This window comes from Lysobacter arenosi, assembly GCF_016613475.2.
In the GTDB taxonomy this organism is placed as follows: domain Bacteria; phylum Pseudomonadota; class Gammaproteobacteria; order Xanthomonadales; family Xanthomonadaceae; genus Lysobacter_J; species Lysobacter_J arenosi.
In genome coordinates this window covers 2,234,807-2,253,953 of record NZ_CP071517.1, presented here as the reverse complement: position 1 = coordinate 2,253,953, position 19,147 = coordinate 2,234,807, and the positions used below count along the sequence as shown (strand labels likewise).

The following is a 19,147-nucleotide window of genomic DNA, read 5'->3' as shown; positions in this document are numbered from 1 at the left end:
GCCTGGAATTTCGCCAACACGCCTGCGGCGTGGGCGAAGACGCGTGCCCGCTTTGCGATCCCCCAGCAAAGGACTGCCGTCGTGCCCGATCGTGCAGACATTCGATGGTTCAAGACGCGTTTCGCCACGCGCATCGGGCGCGCGATCGCGGGCACGCCTTTCAGCCTCGATTTCATGGTGGCGCTGGCCTGCCAGGAGACCGGCGAGATCTGGCCGTTGCTGCGCCGCCAGGGCCTGGGCGAAGCCGAAGTGCTGCGGCTGTGTGTCGGCGACACCATCGACGCGCGTCCCGATGGTCGCGGCCGCCGGGCCTTTCCGCGCGACAAGGCGCAGCTGCTGTCGGTCGAAGGCGGCGCGGCGATGTTCGCCATTGCCCGACAGGCGCTGGTCGAGATGGCCGTGCATATTCCCGGCTATCGCGGCGCGGCACGGCAACCGCAAAAGTTCTGCCGCGGCTTCGGCCTGTTCCAGCGCGACCTGCAGTTCTTCCGCGTCGATGCGCCGTACTTCCTCGAGCAGCGCTACGCCAGGTTCGACCAGACCCTTGCACATGCATTGCGCGAGCTGCATTCGAAGCAACAAAGGATCGGCTTCGGCGGTCGTGACACGCTGAGCATCCTCGAGCAGGTCGCCGTGGCGATCGCCTACAACACCGGCAACTTCGATCCGCGGCGCGGTCTGCGCCAGGGATTTCGCCCCGAAGGTGGAAAGTTCTATGGCGAAGCGGTGCTCGACTTCCTGCGCCTGTCCGAGACGGTAGCTGTCGCCGGCGAGGAGCCATTGATCGAACCGCCGCGACGCGGCGAGGCGATCGTGCCGCCGCCCAGCCCGGTCGAGGCCACGGGGCCGGCGATGCGCGTCGACACGCGGGTGTCGACGCTGTTCCTGCGCAGCCAGCCGCGCAAGTCCAGGCCGTTGCGCGCCAACGTGATCGGCGAGCTGCCCGATGGCCAGCGCGTGCGCGCCATCACCGGCCGGCCGATCAACGGTTTCATGGCGGTGGAGATCAGCCTGTCGGGCGCGCTGCTGCGCGGGTTCGCATCGACACAGTTCCTGCGCCCCGACGGCAGCATCGACGAGGCGCCGGTCGCCACCGCCGAGGCGGTTCCGGCGCTGCCAAAAGCGGTCATGCCACGCCGTCGTGGCCTGGTCACGCGACGTGCCGATCCCGCCGGCGCGCATTCGCTCAACGAAGACGGTCAACCCGGGCGACATGGCACCGACGTCGATACGCTGCGGCTGGAACTGGCGGCCATCATCGACTGGCTCGGCGTCGACAAGGACACGCACCGGCGCTACCGGCCGCGCGACGGCCTGACCTTCTGCAATATCTATTGCCACGACTACTGCCACCTGGCCGGCGTCTACCTGCCGCGCGTGTGGTGGTCGACGCCGGCCTTGCTTGCGCTGCAGCGCGGCGAGGACGTGGCTTCGTTGATCGGCGACACCCTGCGCGAGATGCGCGCCAACGACCTGTTCCGCTGGCTGCGCGACTTCGGGCCGATGTTCGGCTGGCGTCGCACCGGCACGCTCACCAAGTTGCAGCTTGCCGCCAACCAGGGCGCGGTGGCGCTGATCGTCGCCCGGCGCCGCGACGACGGCCGCTCCGGCCACATCGTCATGGTCGTGCCCGAACGCGACGACCACGTTGCAAAGCGCGACGCCGCCGGCGAGGTGACCTCGCCGCTGCAGAGCCAGGCCGGCGTGGTCAATTTCCGCTACGGCACCGCGCAACCGGGATGGTGGAACCGCGAAACGTTCGCCGAGAACGCGTTCTGGATCCACCCCTGAGCGCGGACGATCAGACGCCATGGCCGCCCAGTACAGCGAACTCGAACTGCGCATCCAGTGGCTGGATCGGGGTGTCTACTTCGTCGGCGGCAAGTACATCGACACCGAACAGGACCGCGAGAACGACATCCTCGAGCCGGTGCGCGTGGCCATCGACCTGCCCAGGCTGCGCGATCTCGCGCTCGATCCCGATGCCTACGGTGCAGCGCTGTCGCAGATGCTGTTCGGCAACCCCGGCGACCCCATCCACGAGGCGTTCCTGCGTGCGCGCGTGGCTTCGGCCGCGCGCGACGGCCTGCGCATCCGCCTGCATGTGCAGGCCAGCGCGCCGGAACTGCATGCGCTGCACTGGGAACTGATCCACGAGCCCGGCACCGGCAAGTCGCTGCTGGCGAGCCCGACGATCTGGTTCTCGCGCTTCCTCAGCACCGGCGACCTGCGCCTGCATCCGTTGCAGGATCCCGACAGCGTGCAGGTGCTGGTGGTGGTCGCCAACCCGAGCGACCTGTCGACGAAGTGGAACCAGCCCGCGCTCGACGCCGACCACGAATTCGAGGCGGCCTCGCAGGCCATCCGTTCGCAGCTGGTGCCCGGTGTCCGTCGCATCGCCATCCGCCGGCTGGAGAAGCACGCCACCGTCTACAACCTCATCAGCGATATGCGCGAGAGCTATTCCGATGTCGTCTACCTGGCCTGCCACGGCACGTTGACGGCCGACGGCGAGCCGCGCCTGCTGCTCGAAGACGAGGACGGCCTGGGCGAGATGGTCAAGGGCGAGCAACTGGTCGAGCGCATTGCCGCCGCGAATGAGCGGCCGCGGCTGGTGATCCTGGCCTCGTGCCAGAGCGCGGGCAGCAAGAACGGCGAGGGGCTGGGCGCGTTGGCGCCGCGGCTGGCACAGGCTGGTGTGCCGAACGTGCTGGCGATGCGCGGCGATGTCACCCTGGCCTCGGTCGCCCGCTTCATGCCGCGACTGTTCCGCGAACTGGTCGATGACGGCCAGATCGACCGCGCCGTCGCCGCCGCCCGCGCCGACATCGGCGACCAGCGCGACTGGTGGATGCCGGCGCTCTACACGCATTCGCGCAGCGGCGCGCTGTGGCCGGCGCGCAACGTCGATGCCGAATCCTTCGACCGTTGGGACGCGGTGGTCGGCGATCTCGAGGACGGTCGCTGCGTGCCGGTGCTTGGCCCCGGCCTGGTCGAGAGCGTGTTCGGTTCGACGCGCGCGATGGCGCGCGAGTGGGCCGAGCGCTACGAGTTCCCGCTGGCGCCGCGCAATCGCGACGACCTGGCGCAGGTGGCGCAATACCTGGCATACCAGCAGAGCCGCGCCTACGTGCTGCGGCAGTTGCGCGGCTACCTCACGCGCTACCTGCGTCGCGAGTTCCCCGACCGCCTTCCGCCGGACCTCAAGCAGGGACCTGTGCGCGAGGGCCTGGTCGACGAACTGATCTCGCACATCGGTGCCGCCGAGCGCGTCGGCAATCCGAGCGAAGTCCACAAGCTGCTGGCGAAGCTGCCCGTTGCCATTTACGTCAATGCCAACCGCGACAACATGCTGCACGACGCGCTGGTCGAGGCCGGACGCAAGCCGCACGTGCAGCTGTGCACCTGGCGCAGCCTCGGCGACCGCTCGCTGCCGCAGGGACCGGTGCCGGAGCCGAAGTACAAGCCCAGCGCCGCGGAACCGCTGATCTTCCACGTCTTCGGCAACTTCCAGTACCCCGAAAGCCTGGTGATGACCGAAGACGACTACTTCGACTTCCTCACCGCGGTTACGCGCAACGAAGCGCGCAACCTCAGCATTCCGCTGGAAGTGAGCCGCGCCTTGGCCAGTTCCGGCCTGATGCTGCTCGGCTTCCAGATGGATGCCTGGGACTTCCGCGTGCTGTTCAGCAGCATCGTGCGCCAGCCCGGCATCGACCTGTCGCGCATGCGCACGCGCGTTGCAATTCAGATGAGTCCGGATGAGGCGCAGTCGGCCGATCCGTCCAAGACCTACCAGTACCTGCGCAACTACTTCCGCGAGAACGCGCGCATCAACCTGTTCTGGGGCTCGCCGGAGGAGTTCATGGTCAAGCTGATCGAACGCTTCGAGGACGAGACCGACTAGGCCATGACCATCGATGCGCCCCTGCCTCCAGGACCGGACGCCAACGTGCGCGGCGAGAACCCGTACGTGGGACCGGTGCCGCTGTCGGACGGGCAGAAGCTGTACGGACGCGAGCGCGAGACCGACGAACTGGTCGACCTGATCGTCAGCAAGCGCGTAGTCCTGCTGCTGTCGCCGTCGGGCGCGGGCAAGACCTCGCTGATCCAGGCCGCGCTGGCGCCGGCGCTGCGCGAGCTCTACGAACTGCAACCGCTGCCGATCATCCGCCTGGGCTACTTCTGCCCCGACTGGGGCACCGCGGCCATCACCAACCGCTACCGGCTGGCGATGCTGCGCGCGCTGGAACGGCGCCTGCCCGCGGCCGAGCAGCTCACCGATCAGGCCCTGGCCGAGTATTCGCTGGCGCGCTATTTCCAGCAGCGTCTCGGGCCGACGCCGCCGGGCGAGGTGTCTCGCTACTGGCTGCTGATCATCGACCAGTTCGAGGAACTGCTCACGGTCAATCCGCTCGACGAGGAGGACAAGCGCGCCTTCCTCGACGAACTCGGCGCGCTGCTGGCCGGGCTGGATGCCGACGATGGCACGCAGGTGCCGATCTGGGCGCTGTTCGCGATGCGCGAGGACCGCGTGGCCGAGCTCGAGCCCTACCTGTGGACCTCATTCCGACCGCGTTGGCGTACCGCTATCGCATGGACGCGCTGGCTCTGGATGCAGCGCGCGAGGCGATCGCCGAACCTGCCGGTGACCGCATGTCGGCCGATGCCGCCCAGCAGCTGGTGCGGGACCTGTGCACGGTGGTGGTTCGCGATGCCGACGGCGTCGAGACGCCGCGCCAGGGCCGTTTCGTCGAACCGGTACAGCTGCAGGTCGTGTGCCGCGATCTGTGGGAACGCATCGTGGTCGGCGAGAAGCGCAGCATCCAGGCCGGCGACGTCGCCACCTGCGAGGCCAGCGAGGTCGATCTGGCATTGCGCTCCTACTTCGACCGCGAAGTGGACGCTGCGGCCGCCAGCGCCGGCGTTTCCGAACGCAGGTTGCGCGAATGGATCAGCTCGCAGCTGGTCACCGCAGGCGGCGTGCGCACCCAGGCGTTGCGCGACGCGACGGCGCTGGGCGATATCGATGCGGCCGTCGGTCACCTGATCGACGCCCACCTGCTGCGCTCGGACGTGCGCAACGACCGCGAATGGGTGGAGCTGTCGCACGATCGCCTGCTGGCGCCGATCCACGCCGCGAACGAAGCGTGGGAGAGCGCGCACCTCACGCCGTTCCAGATGCGCGCCAAGCGCTGGCAGATGGCCGACGCGCACAACGACCGCAACTGGTTGATCACCGGAAGCGAGCTGGAGGAAGCGCGCGAGTTCGCCCGCCAGCATCCGGATTACCTCAACAGCAACGAAGAGCAGTTCCTGCAGGCCTCGGAGCAGGAGCACAAACGTGCCACTCGCGAGCGGCGCCGCTACCTCGCCCTCGGCGGCACCGCGGTGCTGGCGGTGGTGGCCCTGCTTGGCTACTGGTTCTTCAACCTGAGGAAGGAACAGCAGGAACTTGCGATCAGCGAGAAGCGATCGGAGATCTCGCGCGAGGTCCGCAGCACCGGTGACTACCCGCCGGTGCAGGCGCTGGACATGCTGGTAGGCCTGCGCGAGCGCGCCGACGCCTTGCCGGAGGGCCAGTCGTTGTCGCAGCGGATCGGCCGCGCGATGCGCGAACGCCTCGGCGGCATGCCGGCGGCGGTGGTGCGCGGGCTCAATCCGCACGGACACGTGGTGTGGTCGCTGGTGTTCACCGGTGACGGCCGGCAACTGCTGGCGGGGTCCTGGGACGGTCGCATTTCGGTGCAGGAACCGCAGACGACGGGCCCGGCCTACATGACGCCCGACCAGGGCGCCGAGACGTACCAGGTCGTCATGTACGAACCAACGAAACTCGTGGCCTCCACCTACATCGACGGTCGCGTCGTGCTCTGGCGCCTGCAGGGTGGCGGGCTGCAACGTATCGGCCTGCTCGATCCGACGCCCGGGCGCCAGCGAAGGCAGATGACCACGGCGGCCTTCAGCGCCGATGGACGCATGCTGGCGGTGGCGGGCTGGGACAAGATGGTGGAGTTGTGGGATGTCTCCGACCCCGCCGCGCCGCGCGCATTGACGGCCTTCGGCGAATCGGCCGCGCCGATCCAGAAGATCCTGTTCCTGCCACCACCGGCCGGTGGCGGCGACGAGCGCCTGGCGTCGACCGACTTGGAAGGCAACGTGCGCATCTGGACCATCGCGCCGGGGCAGAGTGGGCGGCCGGCGCTGTGGCGCAAGTTCAGCATCCGCGACCACCTCGCCCGCGAAGTCGGCATCTTCAGCGCCGCTGCCGATCCGTCGGGGCGCTACTTCGTCGCTGGCGACTCGGAAGGTTTCCTGCACGTCTGGGACCTTGCCGCGGCAAACGCTGCGACCAGCGGCACGCGCCTGACGGTCGCCTTCCACGGCCGCGGCCAGCTCGACGCCCAGGTTCGTGGCATTGCGTTCGCGCCGAACTCGCTCGAGTTCGTCAGCGTTGGCCTCGATGGCTACGTGATCCGCTGGCGCCTGCCAGCCGATGCCACCGGGCCAGGCGACATCGACAGGCGCACCGTGGCCAAGCGCTACGGCGAAATCGGCGAGCGTCTGTACAGCACCACCTACCAACCCGGCAGCGACGACGTGATCGCCGTCGGTGGCACGCGTTCGATCTGGCTGGTCGACCTCAAGCGCGGCAACGGTTCGGTTCTGGCAAAGCCGTTGCCGTTCGCCGGCATTGAGCCTGTGGCGTGGCGTGCGCTGTCGCTCGATCGCACCTCATCCGTGATCGCCGCAGCCGGTCCGGACGATCGCATCCATTTCTGGAAGAAGATCGGCAACGGCTTGCAGCAGCAACCGCAGTGGAGTCTGTCCACCGGCCGCCGCGCGGCTTTCGTGCTCGAACCCGGTGGCACGCACCTGATCAGCACCGACTGCGACGGCAAGGTGCTGCGCTGGACATTGCGCGAAGGCGCGGCGGCGCAACGCGCGGTGCTGTCCGGCGGCGATGGTGAGGGACATGGCGATGCCAAGTGCGTGCCGGCGACACCGGCCGTCAGCAACGACGGCCAGTTCCTGGCGACCAGCGTCGGTGCCAGCCTGAGCCTGTGGCGTCGTGGCAGCGACGACAGCTGGCGGATGCAATCCACGCAGCTGCTCACGCGCCCGGTGGTGGATCCGTCGCTGGGAAAGAACGAGGACCCCATCGCCAGCCTCGCGTTCGGGCCCGGCTCCGACCGCCTCGCGGTCGGTTCGGAAGCCGGACTGATCCGGCTGTGGCTGAAGGCGCGCGACAACCCCACCTTCGGCACCGACCGGCGCTGGGTCGACGCCGGCAAGAACGTGCTGGCGCTGGCGTTCCGACCCGATGGCAAGGTCGTGGTCTCCGGCGGCGAAGACGGCTGGCTGGCGCAATGGAACGTGCCGGGGCTGACCCGCATCAAGAATCCCGTGCCGCACCACGAGCGCGCCGTCACCGCGCTGGCGTACTCCGCACCGGCGCGCGGTGCCGATGCGGTGCTGGTATCGGCCGACCGCGACGGCAACGTCGTGGAATGGTCGAAAGGATCGATCACCGGCTCCACGATCGATATCGCGCCGCGCTCGGGCAAGCCGGTCAATGCGATCGCCCTGGGCGCGGACGGAACGTTCCTGGTGACGGCCGGCGAGGAACTGCTCGCATGGGACTACTCGCCGGCGAACGTCGAAGCCACCGCGCGTGCGTTGACCGGCCGCCCGGCCAGGGCCGTGGCCACCGCTGCGGCGCGCGGCAAGTGAGCCTGCGAGGACCTGCATGAACGCCGTGATCGACCGCGACGACGTACCCGTACTCAACGGCATCAATGGCGCCACCGGTTCCTACCTGTCGGCGTTGAGCCTGGACCAGATCGCGCGGATCGCCAGGGGCGAGCCGGTCGAGGCGATCGTCAGCAGCGAACTGCGCGTCCGCCACGAGGCGACCGATCTCACCTTCGGCGCGCCGCTCGGCATCGATCCGCAGGATCTGGCGCAGGTTGGATGGGGCGTGGTGTTCGCCCACGATGTCGCCGCGGAGGTGGTGCAGGCGCTCAAGCCGCTGCTGGACCTGCGCCGCGCGCAAAGCGGCGACCTGTTCAAGACGTTCGCCGATGCCAACGCCTACCGCCCCGGTGAGAAGGCCCGCGCCTGGCTCGGACGCAATGGTGCCGAACTCGGCGAGGCGCAGGTCAAGCGCGTGCCGTACTACCTGTTGATCGTCGGCGGACCCGAATCGATTCCGTTCCGCTTCCAGTACGAGCTTGGCGTGAACTACGCGGTGGGTCGCATCGCATTCGACAGCGCGCAGGAGTACGGGCACTACGCGCAAAGCGTGATGGCGGCCGAGCAACGCCGGCCGAGCACGCGCCGCGCCTGCTTCTTCGCCGTGCGCAACGACGACGACCGCGCCACGCAGATGAGCTGCGACCTGCTGATGGCGCCACTGGCGGCAGCGCTGCAGGCCGGTCCGGCGACAACGCGCTCGTGGCAGGTGCAGACGCTGATGGCAGCCGAGGCGACCAAGGCCGCGCTTGCCGGCCAGCTCAACGGCGACGATGCGCCGGCACTGCTGGTCACCGCCAGCCATGGCATGGGATTCCCCAAGGACGATCCGCTGCAGTTGCGGCACCAGGGCGCGCTGCTGTGCCAGGACTGGCCGGGGCCGCGCGCGCACCGCGGCGCGATTCCGGGCGAGCACTATTTCTCGGCGGACGATGTCGCCGACGGTGCTTCGACGTCGCCGGCGATCGCGTTCCATTTCGCCTGCTACGGCGCCGGTACGCCACAGCTGGACGACTACGCCCATGCCGATGGCGTGCGCGCCGAGATTGCCTCCGCGCCGTTCCTGGCCAGCCTGCCGCGTCGCCTGCTCGGACGCGCGCAGGGCGGCACGCTGGCCGTGGTCGGCCATGTCGAGCGCGCCTGGACCTACTCGTTCACCTGGCCCGGTCTCGGCGCGCAGACGCACACCTTCGAGAGCTGCCTGGGCGAGCTGATGAAAGGCGCGCGCGTCGGCGCAGCGATGGACGCGTTCTCGATGAAGCATGCCGATCTGGCCGTCAGCCTCAATGGCGAGCTGGAAGACCTCAAGTTCGGCGCCCGCCCCGACGATCGCAGCCTGGCCGGGCTGTGGACCGCCAACAACGACGCGCGCAGCTATGTCGTCATCGGCGACCCGGCCGTCCAGATTCCCTGATGCCACCTGATGCACTGCACGGAGTTGCCGCCATGACCATCGAAACCGTCCCCGGGACCACCATTCCCTATTACCTGGTCACCTTCGACGCCAAGGGTCGCGAGCGTGACGACGACTCCGACGGACGCATGAGCGAGCGCGTGCTGCAGGCGCTGCGTGACGAACAGCCCAGCGATGTCTTCGTCTTCATCCACGGCTGGAAGGGCGACATCCCGGCCGCGCGCAAGCAGTACGGCGCGTGGATGGGCGCGATGATGGCGCTCGATGCCGACCTGCAACGCGCCAGGCAACAGCGGCCGGGATTCAAGCCGCTGCTGGTCGGGCTGCACTGGCCGAGCCTGCCGTTCGGCGAGGAGTCGTTCGAGCCGGGAACCTCGTTTGCACCCGGGGCGGCCGACGCACTGGAAGCGGAGATCGAGCGCTGCGCCGAGCAGATTGCCGACACTGCGGCCGCGCGCGCGGCACTGCGCACGATCTTCGAAGCCGCGCAGATGCAGTTCGCACCGGCGACGCTGCCCGACGACGTGCGCGAGGCCTACGCCGCGCTCGACCGCGAGTCGGGCATGGGCGCCGAAGGTGTTGCCGGCGATCCCGGCGGCGACCGCGAACGGTTCGACGCCGAAGCCGCTTACGCCGACGCCCTCGACGAAGCCGCCAGCTTCGGCGGCGGTGGCGTGCGCAACGCCTTGCTCTCGCCGCTGGTGCAACTGTCGTTCTGGAAGATGAAAGACCGCGCCCGCGAGTTCGGCGAGCGCGGAGGCTTCGCCTTCCTCACCGCGCTGATGCGTGCCAGCGAAGGGCGCGACGTTCGCGTCCACCTGATGGGGCACAGCTTTGGCTGCATCGCCGCCTCGGCCAGCGTCGCCGGCCCGGCCGGCAGCCGCTTGCCGCGGCCGGTGCATTCGCTGGTGCTGGTGCAGGGGGCGCTGTCGCTGTGGTCGTACTGCGATGCCATCCCCTCGGCACCCGGAAAGCCGGGTTATTTCCGCAAACTGGTCTCCGGGCAGGCAGTGGCAGGACCGATCGTCACCACCCAGTCCAGTCGCGACATGGCCGTGGGCAGCCTGTACCCGGCCGCGGCCGGCGTCGCCCGACAGGTCGCGTTCGCGCCCGGTGAACTGCCCAAGTACGGCGGCGTCGGCACGTTCGGCCTGCGCGGCGGTGGCCTCGATATCGCCGACCTCACCGTCGAGGGCAAGGACGCTGCCTATGGTTTCCAGCCCCGGCGCATCTACAACGTCGAGTGCAGCACGGTGATCCGCGAAGGCAGTCCGCCCTCGGGCGCGCACAGCGACATCGCCCGGCCCGAAGTCGCTCACCTGGTCTGGGCGGCCGCCCAGTAGGGCAAACAGGACGTCCGTGGCCCGGCCAGCAGCCCGGGCCGGAATCCCTGCGCGCGCCGGATCCTGCCCGGCGCCAGCCTCGCGGCGTCGCTGCCGCTATCATTCAGGGCTGGGTGCTCGGAACCAAGGCGGAAAGCGCGTCATGCTGCTAATGATCGACAACTACGACAGCTTCACCTACAACCTCGTGCAGTACCTGCAGACGCTCGGGGCTGAAGTGAAGGTCGTCCGCAACGACGAGCTCAGCGTCGCCCAGATCGAGGCGCTGCAGCCGGAGCGGATCGTCGTCTCGCCGGGGCCGTGCACGCCCAACGAGGCCGGCGTATCGGTGGAGGTGATTCGCCAGCTCGGCCAGCGCATCCCGGTCTTCGGCGTCTGCCTGGGCCACCAGAGCCTCGGCCAGGCCTACGGCGGCGACGTCATCCGCGCCAAGCGCATCATGCACGGCAAGACCTCGCGCATCCGCCACGAGGGCAAGGGCGTGTTCGCCGGTTTGCCCGACGGTTACGAGGCCACCCGCTACCACTCGCTGGTGGTCTCGCGCGAGACGCTGCCCGAGTGCCTGGAAATCACCGCCTGGAGCGAGACCGCCGATGACGCGACCGGCGCCGTCGAGTTCGACGAGATCATGGGCCTGCGCCATCGCCAATTCCCGGTCGAAGGCGTGCAGTTCCACCCCGAGTCGATCCTGACCGAGCACGGCCACGCGCTGCTCAAGAATTTCCTGGAGCGCTGACCGCCGGGAAACCGGTCCCTTTCGTTCCCATTGCCCTTCGAATCCGAGCACCTGGCAGCCCCCCATGCCCATCACCCCGCAAGAAGCCCTGCAGCGCACGATCGAGCATCGCGAGATCTTCCACGACGAGATGGTCGAGCTGATGCGCATGATCATGCGCGGCGAAGTTTCGCCGACCATGACCGCGGCGATCCTCACCGGCCTGCGGGTGAAGAAGGAAACGGTCGGCGAGATCGCCGGTGCCGCCACCGTGCTGCGCGAGTTCGCGCGGCCGGTCGAGGTCGCTGACCGCACCGGGCTGGTCGACATCGTCGGCACCGGCGGCGATGGTGCGCACACCTTCAACATCTCCACCGCCAGCATGTTCGTCGTCGCCGCGGCCGGGGCCAAGGTGGCCAAGCACGGCAACCGCAGCGTCTCGTCCAAGTCCGGCAGCGCCGACGTGCTCGAGGCGCTGGGCGCGGCGATCGAGCTGCAGCCTGACCAGGTCGCCCGCTGCATCGACCGCTGCGGCATCGGCTTCATGTTCGCCCCGGTCCACCACCCGGCGATGAAAGTGGTGGCGCCGGTGCGCCGTGAAATGGCGGTGCGCACGATCTTCAACATCCTCGGCCCGCTGACCAATCCGGCCGGCGCGCCGAGCATCCTGATGGGCGTGTTCCATCCCGACCTGGTCGGTATCCAGGTGCGCGTGCTGCAGGAGATGGGTGCCCGCCGCGCCCTGGTGGTCTGGGGCCGCGACGGCATGGACGAGCTCTCGCTCGGCGCCGGCAGCCTGGTCGGCGAGCTGCGCGACGGCGTGGTGCGCGAATACGAGGTGCATCCGGAGGACTTCGGCATTGCCATGGCCGCCAGCCGCAACCTGCGCGTGAACGACGCCAACGAGTCGCGCGCGCTGCTGTTGCAGGCGCTGCGCAACGAAAGCGGCCTGCCGCGCGAGATCGTCGCGCTCAACGCCGGCGCGGCAATCTATGTCGCCGGCGTCGCCGACAGCATCGCCGAGGGCATCGATCGCGCACGCGCTGCGCTGGCCTCCGGTGCGGCGCACGCCAAGCTGGAGGAATTCGTCGCCGCCACGCGCGAGCTGGCCGAACAGTCCCAGCCCGCAGTGGGGGCGTGAGATGGACGACGCTTTCGCCCGCCTGCCGCAACCGCCGTACTACGCCGTGATCTTCTCGTCCCGGCGCAATGGCGACGACGATGCCGGCTATGCCGAAGCGGCGCAGCGCATGGTCGAGCTGGCCGCGCAGCAGCCGGGTTACCTCGGTGTGGAATCCACTCGTGGTGGCGATGGCTTCGGCATCACCGTGTCGTACTGGGAAAGCGAGGCCGCCATCGCGGCCTGGCGCCAGCACGCCGAACATGCGGCGACCCGCGCCTATGGGCGCCAGCACTGGTACGAGCATTACGAACTGCGCGTGGCGAAAGTCGAGCGCGCCTACGGCAAGGCGGCAGAAAAACGGGTGGACGGCCGAGTGGACAGCAGCGAGTAACCAGTCCAGGTCGCGTCAATCCCGATTTCCCCTTCCGCATTCTTCACTGGTCCACAGCCCATGAGCGACATCCTCAACACCATCCTCGCCCGCAAGGCGGAGGAGATCCAGCAACGCAGCCGGGTGCGAACGCTCGCGGAGATGCGCGACCGCGCCCTGCAGCAGCCGCCTACGCGCGGTTTCGTCGAAGCCATCCGCAAGCGCCACGCCGCCGGCGAGGCGGCGGTGATCGCCGAGGTGAAGAAGGCCAGCCCGTCGAAGGGGCTGATCCGCAAGGACTTCCATCCGGCCGACATCGCCCGCAGCTACGAAGCGGGCGGTGCCGCATGCCTGTCGGTGCTGACCGACGTCGATTTCTTCCAGGGCAGCAACCTGTTCCTGGGCGAGGCACGCGGCGCCTGTTCGCTGCCGGTGCTGCGCAAGGACTTCACGATCGACCCATACCAGGTCTACGAAGCGCGCGCGATCGGTGCCGATTGCATCCTGCTGATCGTCGCCGCCCTCGAGGACGGTCCGCTGGTGGAGATGGCCAACCTGGCGATGGAGCTGGGCATGGACGTGCTGGTCGAAGTGCACGACATCGACGAACTCGAGCGCGCGCTGCAGACCGATTGCGAGCTGATCGGCGTCAACAACCGCAACCTGCGCACGTTCGAGGTCTCGCTCGACACCACGCTGGCGCTGCGCACCGCCGTCCCGCTTGACCGTACGCTGGTGACCGAAAGCGGCATCGCGACCCGCGCCGACGTGGCGATGTTGCGCGAGGCAGGCGTGCAGACGTTCCTGATCGGCGAGTCGTTCATGCGCGAAACCGACCCCGGCGCCGCGCTGCAAAGGCTGTTCGCGGCATGAGCACGGAGATGGATCCCGGGCGTCCGTACTCGCCGCTGGTCGTGTTCGACTTCGACCACACGTTGTACAACGGCGATTCCGGCAGCCACCTGGTGCTGTGGCTGATCCAGCGCCATTGGGCGCGGATCACCGCTGCGGTACTGCTCTCGCCGTTGCTGCTGCCGATGATCGCGTGGCTGCCGACGCGGCGACGGGCGATCTCGGCGTACCTGTGGATCGGCACCGTCGGCACGCACCGCCGTGGCGACATGGACCATCTGATCGACGAGTACGTGCGCACGCACATGCGGCAGATCCGCGGGCGGCTGCTGCCGGTGGCGCTCAAGGTGCTGCAGCGCCACCGCGACGCGGGTGACCGCGTGATCATCGCCACCGGCGCCTCGCCGGAACTGGCGCGCGCGATCCTCGACTTCGTCGCCCACGAGGACCTGCCGGTGATCGGCAGCATCAGCGGGCCGTTCCTGGGCGGCATGATCACGGTCGAGCACTGCCACCACCGCAACAAGATGCGGATGATCTGGGACGCCGGTTACGACCAGATCGCGGTGGCCTATTCCGACAGCAGCGCCGACCTGCCGTTGCTGCAGGCGGCGCGCAAGCCGGTGGTGGTCAATCCCAAGCACAGCCGGGTGGCTATGTTCCGCCGCGTGCTGCCGCCGGGAACGCCGATCCTCAACTGGGGCTGCAAGCAGCGCGGCGGCGACCGGGTTTCGTGATCGCCCGATCGCGCCCGGTCGCGGGCTGGACGCGCCCGGTCGCGACCAGGACTAGACGCGCTCGGGCGCGTCCATGTCCTGGAAGAACTCCAGCAGCGTGCGCTCGGCGAAGTCGCGGAACTCGCCGGCGTCGTAGAAGCGTCCGAAGCAGAAGCTGCAGCTTTCGAACCAGATGTGCGGCTGCTGCGGGTCGACCATGCGCACCAGCTGGCTGTCGACGCAGCTCGGGCACTTGATCCGGTCGACGTGGTTGTATTGCGCGCCGACCGCGGCATCGCCGGTGTCCACGACCTCGGCCTGGGCCTTGAGGAGGCGCTCCTCGCCCATGAGGAACCACAGCCCGCTGCAATTCGTGCAGCGCTGCGAGCGCGAAGAAAGAAGGTCGATGGTTTCCATCGGCGAACTGCACTTCGGGCACTGCATCGGCGGTCCTTGCTGGGGTTGGTGAAAGTTTATTGGCGTATTGGCGGCTGCCTAGTCGCCGAGCGCCTTGATGAAGCGCAGCGAGCCGTCAGCGTAGCCGCAATGGCGATAGAAGGCATGGGCTTCGGCGCGGCGGGCGTTGCTGGTGACTTCGATGCGACGCACGCCGAGGCGGCGGGAGATCAGTTCGACTTCGCGCAGCAGGCGCCGGCCGATGCCCCGGCCCTGGCAGCCGGCCTGCACCACCAGTCCGGTGATGCGCGCCAGTTCGTCGCCGTGGACCACCGAGTAGAGGGTGTACAGCGACACCAGGCCGCAGGTATCGCCGTCGATCTCGGCCAGCAGCAGGTGCTGGCGCGGGTCGTGGCGGACCACCGCAATGCGTTCGGCGGCCTCGTCGCGCTTGCACGGGTAGCCCAGTTCGCCCAGCAGCCGCGCGACGTCGCTGGCGTCGCCGAGTTCCGCGGCCCGCACCCGGATCGAGGTGTCGGCGGAACCGGCGACGCGTCCCACTAGCGGGTGCCGAAGAGGACGACGGTCTTGCCGCGGGCGTGGAGCTTCTCGTCAGCCTGCAGCTTCTTGAGCACGCGACCAGCCATTTCGCGCGAGCAACCCACCAGGCGCGACAGCTCCTGGCGCGAGACGCGGATCTGGGTGCCCTGCGGGTGGCTCATCGCCTCGGGTTCCTTGGCCAGGTCGTGCAGGGCACGGACGATGCGGTCGGTGACGTCGAGGAAGGCCAGGCGGCCGGCCTTGCGGCTGGTGTCGAGCAGGCGCCGCGAGATCTGCGCGCCGATGGCGTAGAGCAGCTTCGGGGCGTCCAGCGACAGGCGCGTCAGGAACAGGTCGTAGAGGCGCTCGTGGCCGATCTCGGCCAGCTCGCAGGTGCTGCGCGTGCGCAGAATCACCTCGCGCTGGTCGCTGGCGATGAACAAGCCCAGCTCGCCGACGAACTCGCCGGGGCCGAAGTAGCCCAGCACCAGTTCGCGACCGTCCTCTTCCTCGGTGATGATGCTGACCGAGCCGGAGACGATGTAATAGAGCGTGCTGGCCGGGTCACCGGGCCGGAACACGTCGGTGCGCGACGGGTAGCGACGACGGTGGCAATGAGCAAGGAATCGCTCAATGGTCGCGCCGTCCGGCAGCAGTGGGCTGTTGGTTCGGCGCAGGGCAGGCGAGGTAACAACCGGATTGGCGGACATGGGCGTGAAGGTTTTGTGATGCGTCGAGCTTAGGCCGAACTAACGCTTTGGGCAAATATCCGCCGCAGAGCGTCACCCCGGCGGAAGCTGAACCTGTGACGGCAGTGCCGGTTCAGGTTCGGCGGGCCCAGTGGACCCGTCGCTACGCGCGCGTTCCCCCGTAACGACAATTGCCTCATAATCTCGCCCCTCACCGCCGTACCGGGACCCCCCACCGTGGTCAAGCCGTTGCCTCGCCTGAGGTTGCAGGGTTTCAACAACCTCACCAAGGCTCTCTCGTTCAATATCTACGATGTCTGCTTCGCGGCATCCGAGGACGAGCGCCGTCGTTACATCGAGTATATCGACGAGGCCTACAACGCCGACCGGTTGACGCAGATCCTGACGGATGTGGCGGAGATCATCGGCGCCAACATCCTCAACATCGCCCGCCAGGATTACGATCCGCAGGGCGCGTCGGTGACCATCCTCATTTCCGAGGAGCCGGTGATCGACAAGAAGGACGCGGGCAAGGAAATCATTTCCGACGCCGTCGTCGCGCACATGGACAAGTCGCACATCACGGTGCACACCTATCCGGAGACGCATCCGGACAACGGCATCGCGACCTTCCGCGCCGACATCGACGTGGCGACCTGCGGCGTGATTTCGCCGCTGAAGGCCTTGAACTACCTGATCGAGAGCCTCGAGTCCGACATCGTCATCATGGACTACCGGGTGCGCGGCTTCACGCGCGACATCAAGGGCCGCAAGCACTACATCGACCACAAGATCAATTCGATCCAGGACTACCTGGCCAAGAACATCAAGTCGCGCTACGAGATGCTCGACGTGAATGTCTACCAGGAAAACATCTTCCACACGAAGATGCACCTGAAGGAATTCGACCTCGACAACTATCTGTTCGAGGAGAAGGCCAAGAACCTGTCGTTCAAGGAGCGCATGAAGATCGAGGCGCGCCTCAAGCGCGAGATCGAAGAGCTCTACCACGGCCGCAACCTGGCCGACTGAGGTCAGCGGTTGCGCAATGAAAAAGGCCGGCAATGCCGGCCTTTTTCTTTTCTGCAGGCGAAAGGCCAGGGCGTCGGAGCGGCGTCGTCCGCCGGGCCGGGGATTGCTCCGCCCCTTAGTCAGACATCCTGTCTGATGCGGGGCGTGGGCCATCCATGGCCCACTGCTGCGCAATCCCCGACCCGGCGGACGACGCTTCGGCAATTGATTGCATGGACTTCGGCCATTACCCGTCACTCCCGCGAAGGCGGGAACCCATGGACGTTGTTCTCAGGTCACAGCCTGTATGCCACGGCCTTCATCAGCTTCGACGCCGCCGCCATCAGCGTCGGCACCGGCATCGGCAGGATGCGCGCGCCGGCGGCTTCTGCGTTGTCGGCATGGCGCGCCTCGTCGGCCTTCATCACTTCCAGGATCGCGCGGCTGCGCGCGTCGGCGGCGGGCAGGGAGTCGAGGTGTTCGTCGATATGCGCCTCGACCTGGCGTTCGGTCTCGACCACGAAGCCCAGGTTCCAGCCGTCCCCGCGCAGGCCGGCGAGTGCGCCGATGGCGAAACTGCCGGCATACCAGATCGGATTGAGCAGGCTCGGGCGGCTGTCGAGTTCGCGCAGGCGGTCGGCGCACCAGGCCAGGTGGTCGGTTTCCTCCTGCGCCGCCTCGAGCAGGTGTTCGCGCGTCGCCGGATCGCGCGCGACCGCGGCCTGGCCGCAGTACAGCGCCTGCGCGCAGACCTCGCCGACATGGTTGATGCGCATCAGGCCCGCCGAGTGCTGGCGCTCGTCGTCGTCGAGTTCGATCTGCGCGACATCGGACGAAGGGTTGGCGCGCATCGCGGCAGGGGCGCCGAACACGGTGTCCAGCGCACGTTGCGTGTCGGTGAGGAAGCGGTCGAGTTGCGTGAGTTCGCGTGTCGTGTCCATGGCGGAAGTTTACCCGGACACGGCCGAAGGGGCCGATGAAGGGGTCGCCTCGACCAGCCCTGCAAGGAACTCGAGCGGATGCTGCACCAGTACCCCGGTACCCGCCGCCAGATGCAGGCGGCAACCGATGTTGGCGCTGAGCAGGCGCGTGGCGCCGGATTCGTGCAGCTGCTCCAGCAGCGGCGCGCGGAACTCGTCGGCGCGCTGCGGTTCGGCCAGCATCTGCACGCCGGCGGCGCCGCAGCAGCCCAGGCCCCGGTCGAGCTCGATCACCTGCAGGCCCGGAACGGCGGATAGCAGCCGCCGCAGCGAAGCGACCGAGCGCACAACATTGCGCTGCGTGCAGGGCAGGTGCAGTGCAATGCGTTCGTCGCAGCGGCGCCAACGCAGCGCGGTGCCGCGGGCGAGCATCTGTTCCTCGAGGAATTCGATCGCATCGGTCACGCGCGCCGCGCCATCCAGCGATCGGGCCACCGATTCGTGGCAACCGCTGGCGAGCGTCAGCACCGTCTGCGCGCCGGCGAAGGCGTCGCGATTCTGCCGCGCCAATGCCGAGGCGGCGTCCTCGTTGCCGGCATGCGCATGCACGCTGCCGCAGCAGTTCTGCGCGGCCGGTTCGGCGATGGCGATCCCCATGGCGGCCAAACAGTCGATCAGGCCTCTGCGCAGTCCGGCCTCATAGGGTCGGGCCACGCAACCGGTAAACAGCGCGATGCGGGAATCCGTCCGCGATCCGGTTGCGCCAGCGACCGGGGCTGGCGGGGCAGGCAAGCGCCGCCAGCGAGCCGGCAGCCAGGGACGGAGCAGGCGGTACAGCCCCAGCAGGCCAGCCAGCAGCCGGGGCCGCCGGACCAGGCGCTCGATGCCGCGCTGTTGCCAGCCAGGCAGGCGTCGCTGCCGTTGCCTTGCGCGCGCGGTCGTGAGCAATTCGCCATACTGCACGCCCGCCGGACATACCGATTCGCAGCTGCGGCAGCCAAGGCAGTGGTCCAGGTGGGCCTCGCCGGCCGCGGTCGGCTCGATGGTCCCCACGGCCCAGGCCTTGGCGAGGGCGATGCGGCCACGCGGGGATTCGCTCTCGACGCGGGCCGCCCCGTAAGTAGGACAGGCCGGCAGGCACAGGCCGCATTGCACGCAGCGGTCAGCCAATGCCACCAGGGGGTCGGGCTGGCGCGGGGCAGGGGCTGGGGCGGGGGTTGGCATCGCAGAAATGCTAGCACCCGGCTATTTGTGTTCAGTCCAATGGGTTGCGCGGCCCCGCCTGGCCCGCTATGATTCCGCT

General features: G+C 68.4%; 17 protein-coding genes. 12 read left to right on the top strand and 5 right to left on the bottom strand.

All coding sequences use genetic code 11. The annotated features are described in order from the left end of the window. The first annotated feature begins 81 nt into the window (after positions 1–81). The 11 genes from HIV01_RS10530 to HIV01_RS10485 all read left to right on the top strand — a co-directional run bounded on the left by HIV01_RS10530 (position 82) and on the right by HIV01_RS10485 (position 14,309). On the top strand, positions 82–1,791 hold the full coding sequence (locus HIV01_RS10530; protein WP_200606949.1) for a hypothetical protein: 1,710 nt from the start codon (positions 82–84) through the stop codon (positions 1,789–1,791). Positions 1,792–1,810: 19 nt separating this feature from the next. Further along, complete coding sequence (locus HIV01_RS10525; RefSeq protein ID WP_207526926.1) at positions 1,811–3,907, top strand: CHAT domain-containing protein; 2,097 nt, start codon at positions 1,811–1,813, stop codon at positions 3,905–3,907. Positions 3,908–3,910: 3 nt separating this feature from the next. Beyond that, entirely contained in the window at positions 3,911–5,050 is a 1,140-nt protein-coding gene (locus HIV01_RS10520) for an ATP-binding protein (RefSeq protein ID WP_207526925.1), read from the top strand. Between the two features lie 131 nt (positions 5,051–5,181). Next, entirely contained in the window at positions 5,182–7,734 is a 2,553-nt protein-coding gene (locus HIV01_RS18250; protein ID WP_342367070.1) for a WD40 repeat domain-containing protein, read from the top strand. Between the two features lie 16 nt (positions 7,735–7,750). Next, complete coding sequence (locus tag HIV01_RS10515; RefSeq protein WP_207526924.1) at positions 7,751–9,169, top strand: C25 family cysteine peptidase; 1,419 nt, start codon at positions 7,751–7,753, stop codon at positions 9,167–9,169. 32 nt (positions 9,170–9,201) lie between these two features. Beyond that, positions 9,202–10,512 (top strand): hypothetical protein, encoded by a 1,311-nt coding sequence (locus HIV01_RS10510; protein ID WP_207526923.1) that lies wholly within the window; start codon positions 9,202–9,204, stop codon positions 10,510–10,512. A 142-nt stretch (positions 10,513–10,654) separates the two neighbouring features. Continuing rightward, on the top strand, positions 10,655–11,248 hold the full coding sequence (locus tag HIV01_RS10505; RefSeq protein WP_200606944.1) for an anthranilate synthase component II: 594 nt from the start codon (positions 10,655–10,657) through the stop codon (positions 11,246–11,248). A gap of 64 nt (positions 11,249–11,312) precedes the next feature. Beyond that, a complete protein-coding gene (gene trpD, locus HIV01_RS10500; protein ID WP_200606943.1) occupies positions 11,313–12,368 on the top strand; it encodes an anthranilate phosphoribosyltransferase in 1,056 nt (351 codons plus the stop codon). Between the two features lies 1 nt (position 12,369). Further along, positions 12,370–12,741 carry an antibiotic biosynthesis monooxygenase family protein gene (locus HIV01_RS10495; RefSeq protein ID WP_200606941.1) on the top strand — a complete coding sequence of 124 codons (372 nt, stop codon included), beginning with the start codon at positions 12,370–12,372 and terminating at the stop codon, positions 12,739–12,741. 60 nt (positions 12,742–12,801) lie between these two features. Further along, positions 12,802–13,593: an indole-3-glycerol phosphate synthase TrpC gene (gene trpC, locus HIV01_RS10490; RefSeq protein WP_200606939.1), complete on the top strand. Its 792-nt coding sequence runs from the start codon at positions 12,802–12,804 to the stop codon at positions 13,591–13,593. Continuing rightward, complete coding sequence (locus tag HIV01_RS10485; RefSeq protein ID WP_200606937.1) at positions 13,590–14,309, top strand: haloacid dehalogenase-like hydrolase; 720 nt, start codon at positions 13,590–13,592, stop codon at positions 14,307–14,309. The genes trpC and HIV01_RS10485 overlap by 4 nt, the downstream gene beginning before the upstream one ends. Before the next feature lie 51 nt (positions 14,310–14,360). Here HIV01_RS10485 and HIV01_RS10480 read toward each other — a convergent pair whose 3' ends face one another. Genes HIV01_RS10480 through crp form a run of 3 tightly spaced genes read right to left on the bottom strand, consistent with a single transcriptional unit; the run spans position 14,361 to position 15,934 of the window. Further along, on the bottom strand, positions 14,361–14,732 hold the full coding sequence (locus tag HIV01_RS10480; protein ID WP_280633561.1) for a TFIIB-type zinc ribbon-containing protein: 372 nt from the start codon (positions 14,730–14,732) through the stop codon (positions 14,361–14,363). Positions 14,733–14,783: 51 nt separating this feature from the next. Next, positions 14,784–15,245 carry a GNAT family N-acetyltransferase gene (locus HIV01_RS10475; RefSeq protein ID WP_207526922.1) on the bottom strand — a complete coding sequence of 154 codons (462 nt, stop codon included), beginning with the start codon at positions 15,243–15,245 and terminating at the stop codon, positions 14,784–14,786. After that, positions 15,245–15,934: a cAMP-activated global transcriptional regulator CRP gene (crp, locus tag HIV01_RS10470; protein WP_200606932.1), complete on the bottom strand. Its 690-nt coding sequence runs from the start codon at positions 15,932–15,934 to the stop codon at positions 15,245–15,247. Before crp ends, HIV01_RS10475 begins: the two co-directional genes overlap by 1 nt. 216 nt (positions 15,935–16,150) lie before the next feature. On the opposite strand from crp, the gene speD reads away from it, so the two are divergent. Then, positions 16,151–16,945 carry an adenosylmethionine decarboxylase gene (speD, locus tag HIV01_RS10465; protein WP_200606931.1) on the top strand — a complete coding sequence of 265 codons (795 nt, stop codon included), beginning with the start codon at positions 16,151–16,153 and terminating at the stop codon, positions 16,943–16,945. Between the two features lie 275 nt (positions 16,946–17,220). Here the strand turns inward: speD and coq7 are convergent, their stop codons facing one another. Both coq7 and HIV01_RS10455 read right to left on the bottom strand, forming a co-directional pair. Further along, positions 17,221–17,865 carry a 2-polyprenyl-3-methyl-6-methoxy-1,4-benzoquinone monooxygenase gene (gene coq7, locus HIV01_RS10460; protein WP_200606930.1) on the bottom strand — a complete coding sequence of 215 codons (645 nt, stop codon included), beginning with the start codon at positions 17,863–17,865 and terminating at the stop codon, positions 17,221–17,223. A gap of 9 nt (positions 17,866–17,874) precedes the next feature. Next, the gene (locus tag HIV01_RS10455; RefSeq protein WP_200606929.1) at positions 17,875–19,068 is read right to left on the bottom strand and encodes a (Fe-S)-binding protein; all 1,194 of its coding nucleotides are present in this window, start codon (positions 19,066–19,068) and stop codon (positions 17,875–17,877) included. Between the last annotated feature and the right edge of the window lie 79 nt (positions 19,069–19,147).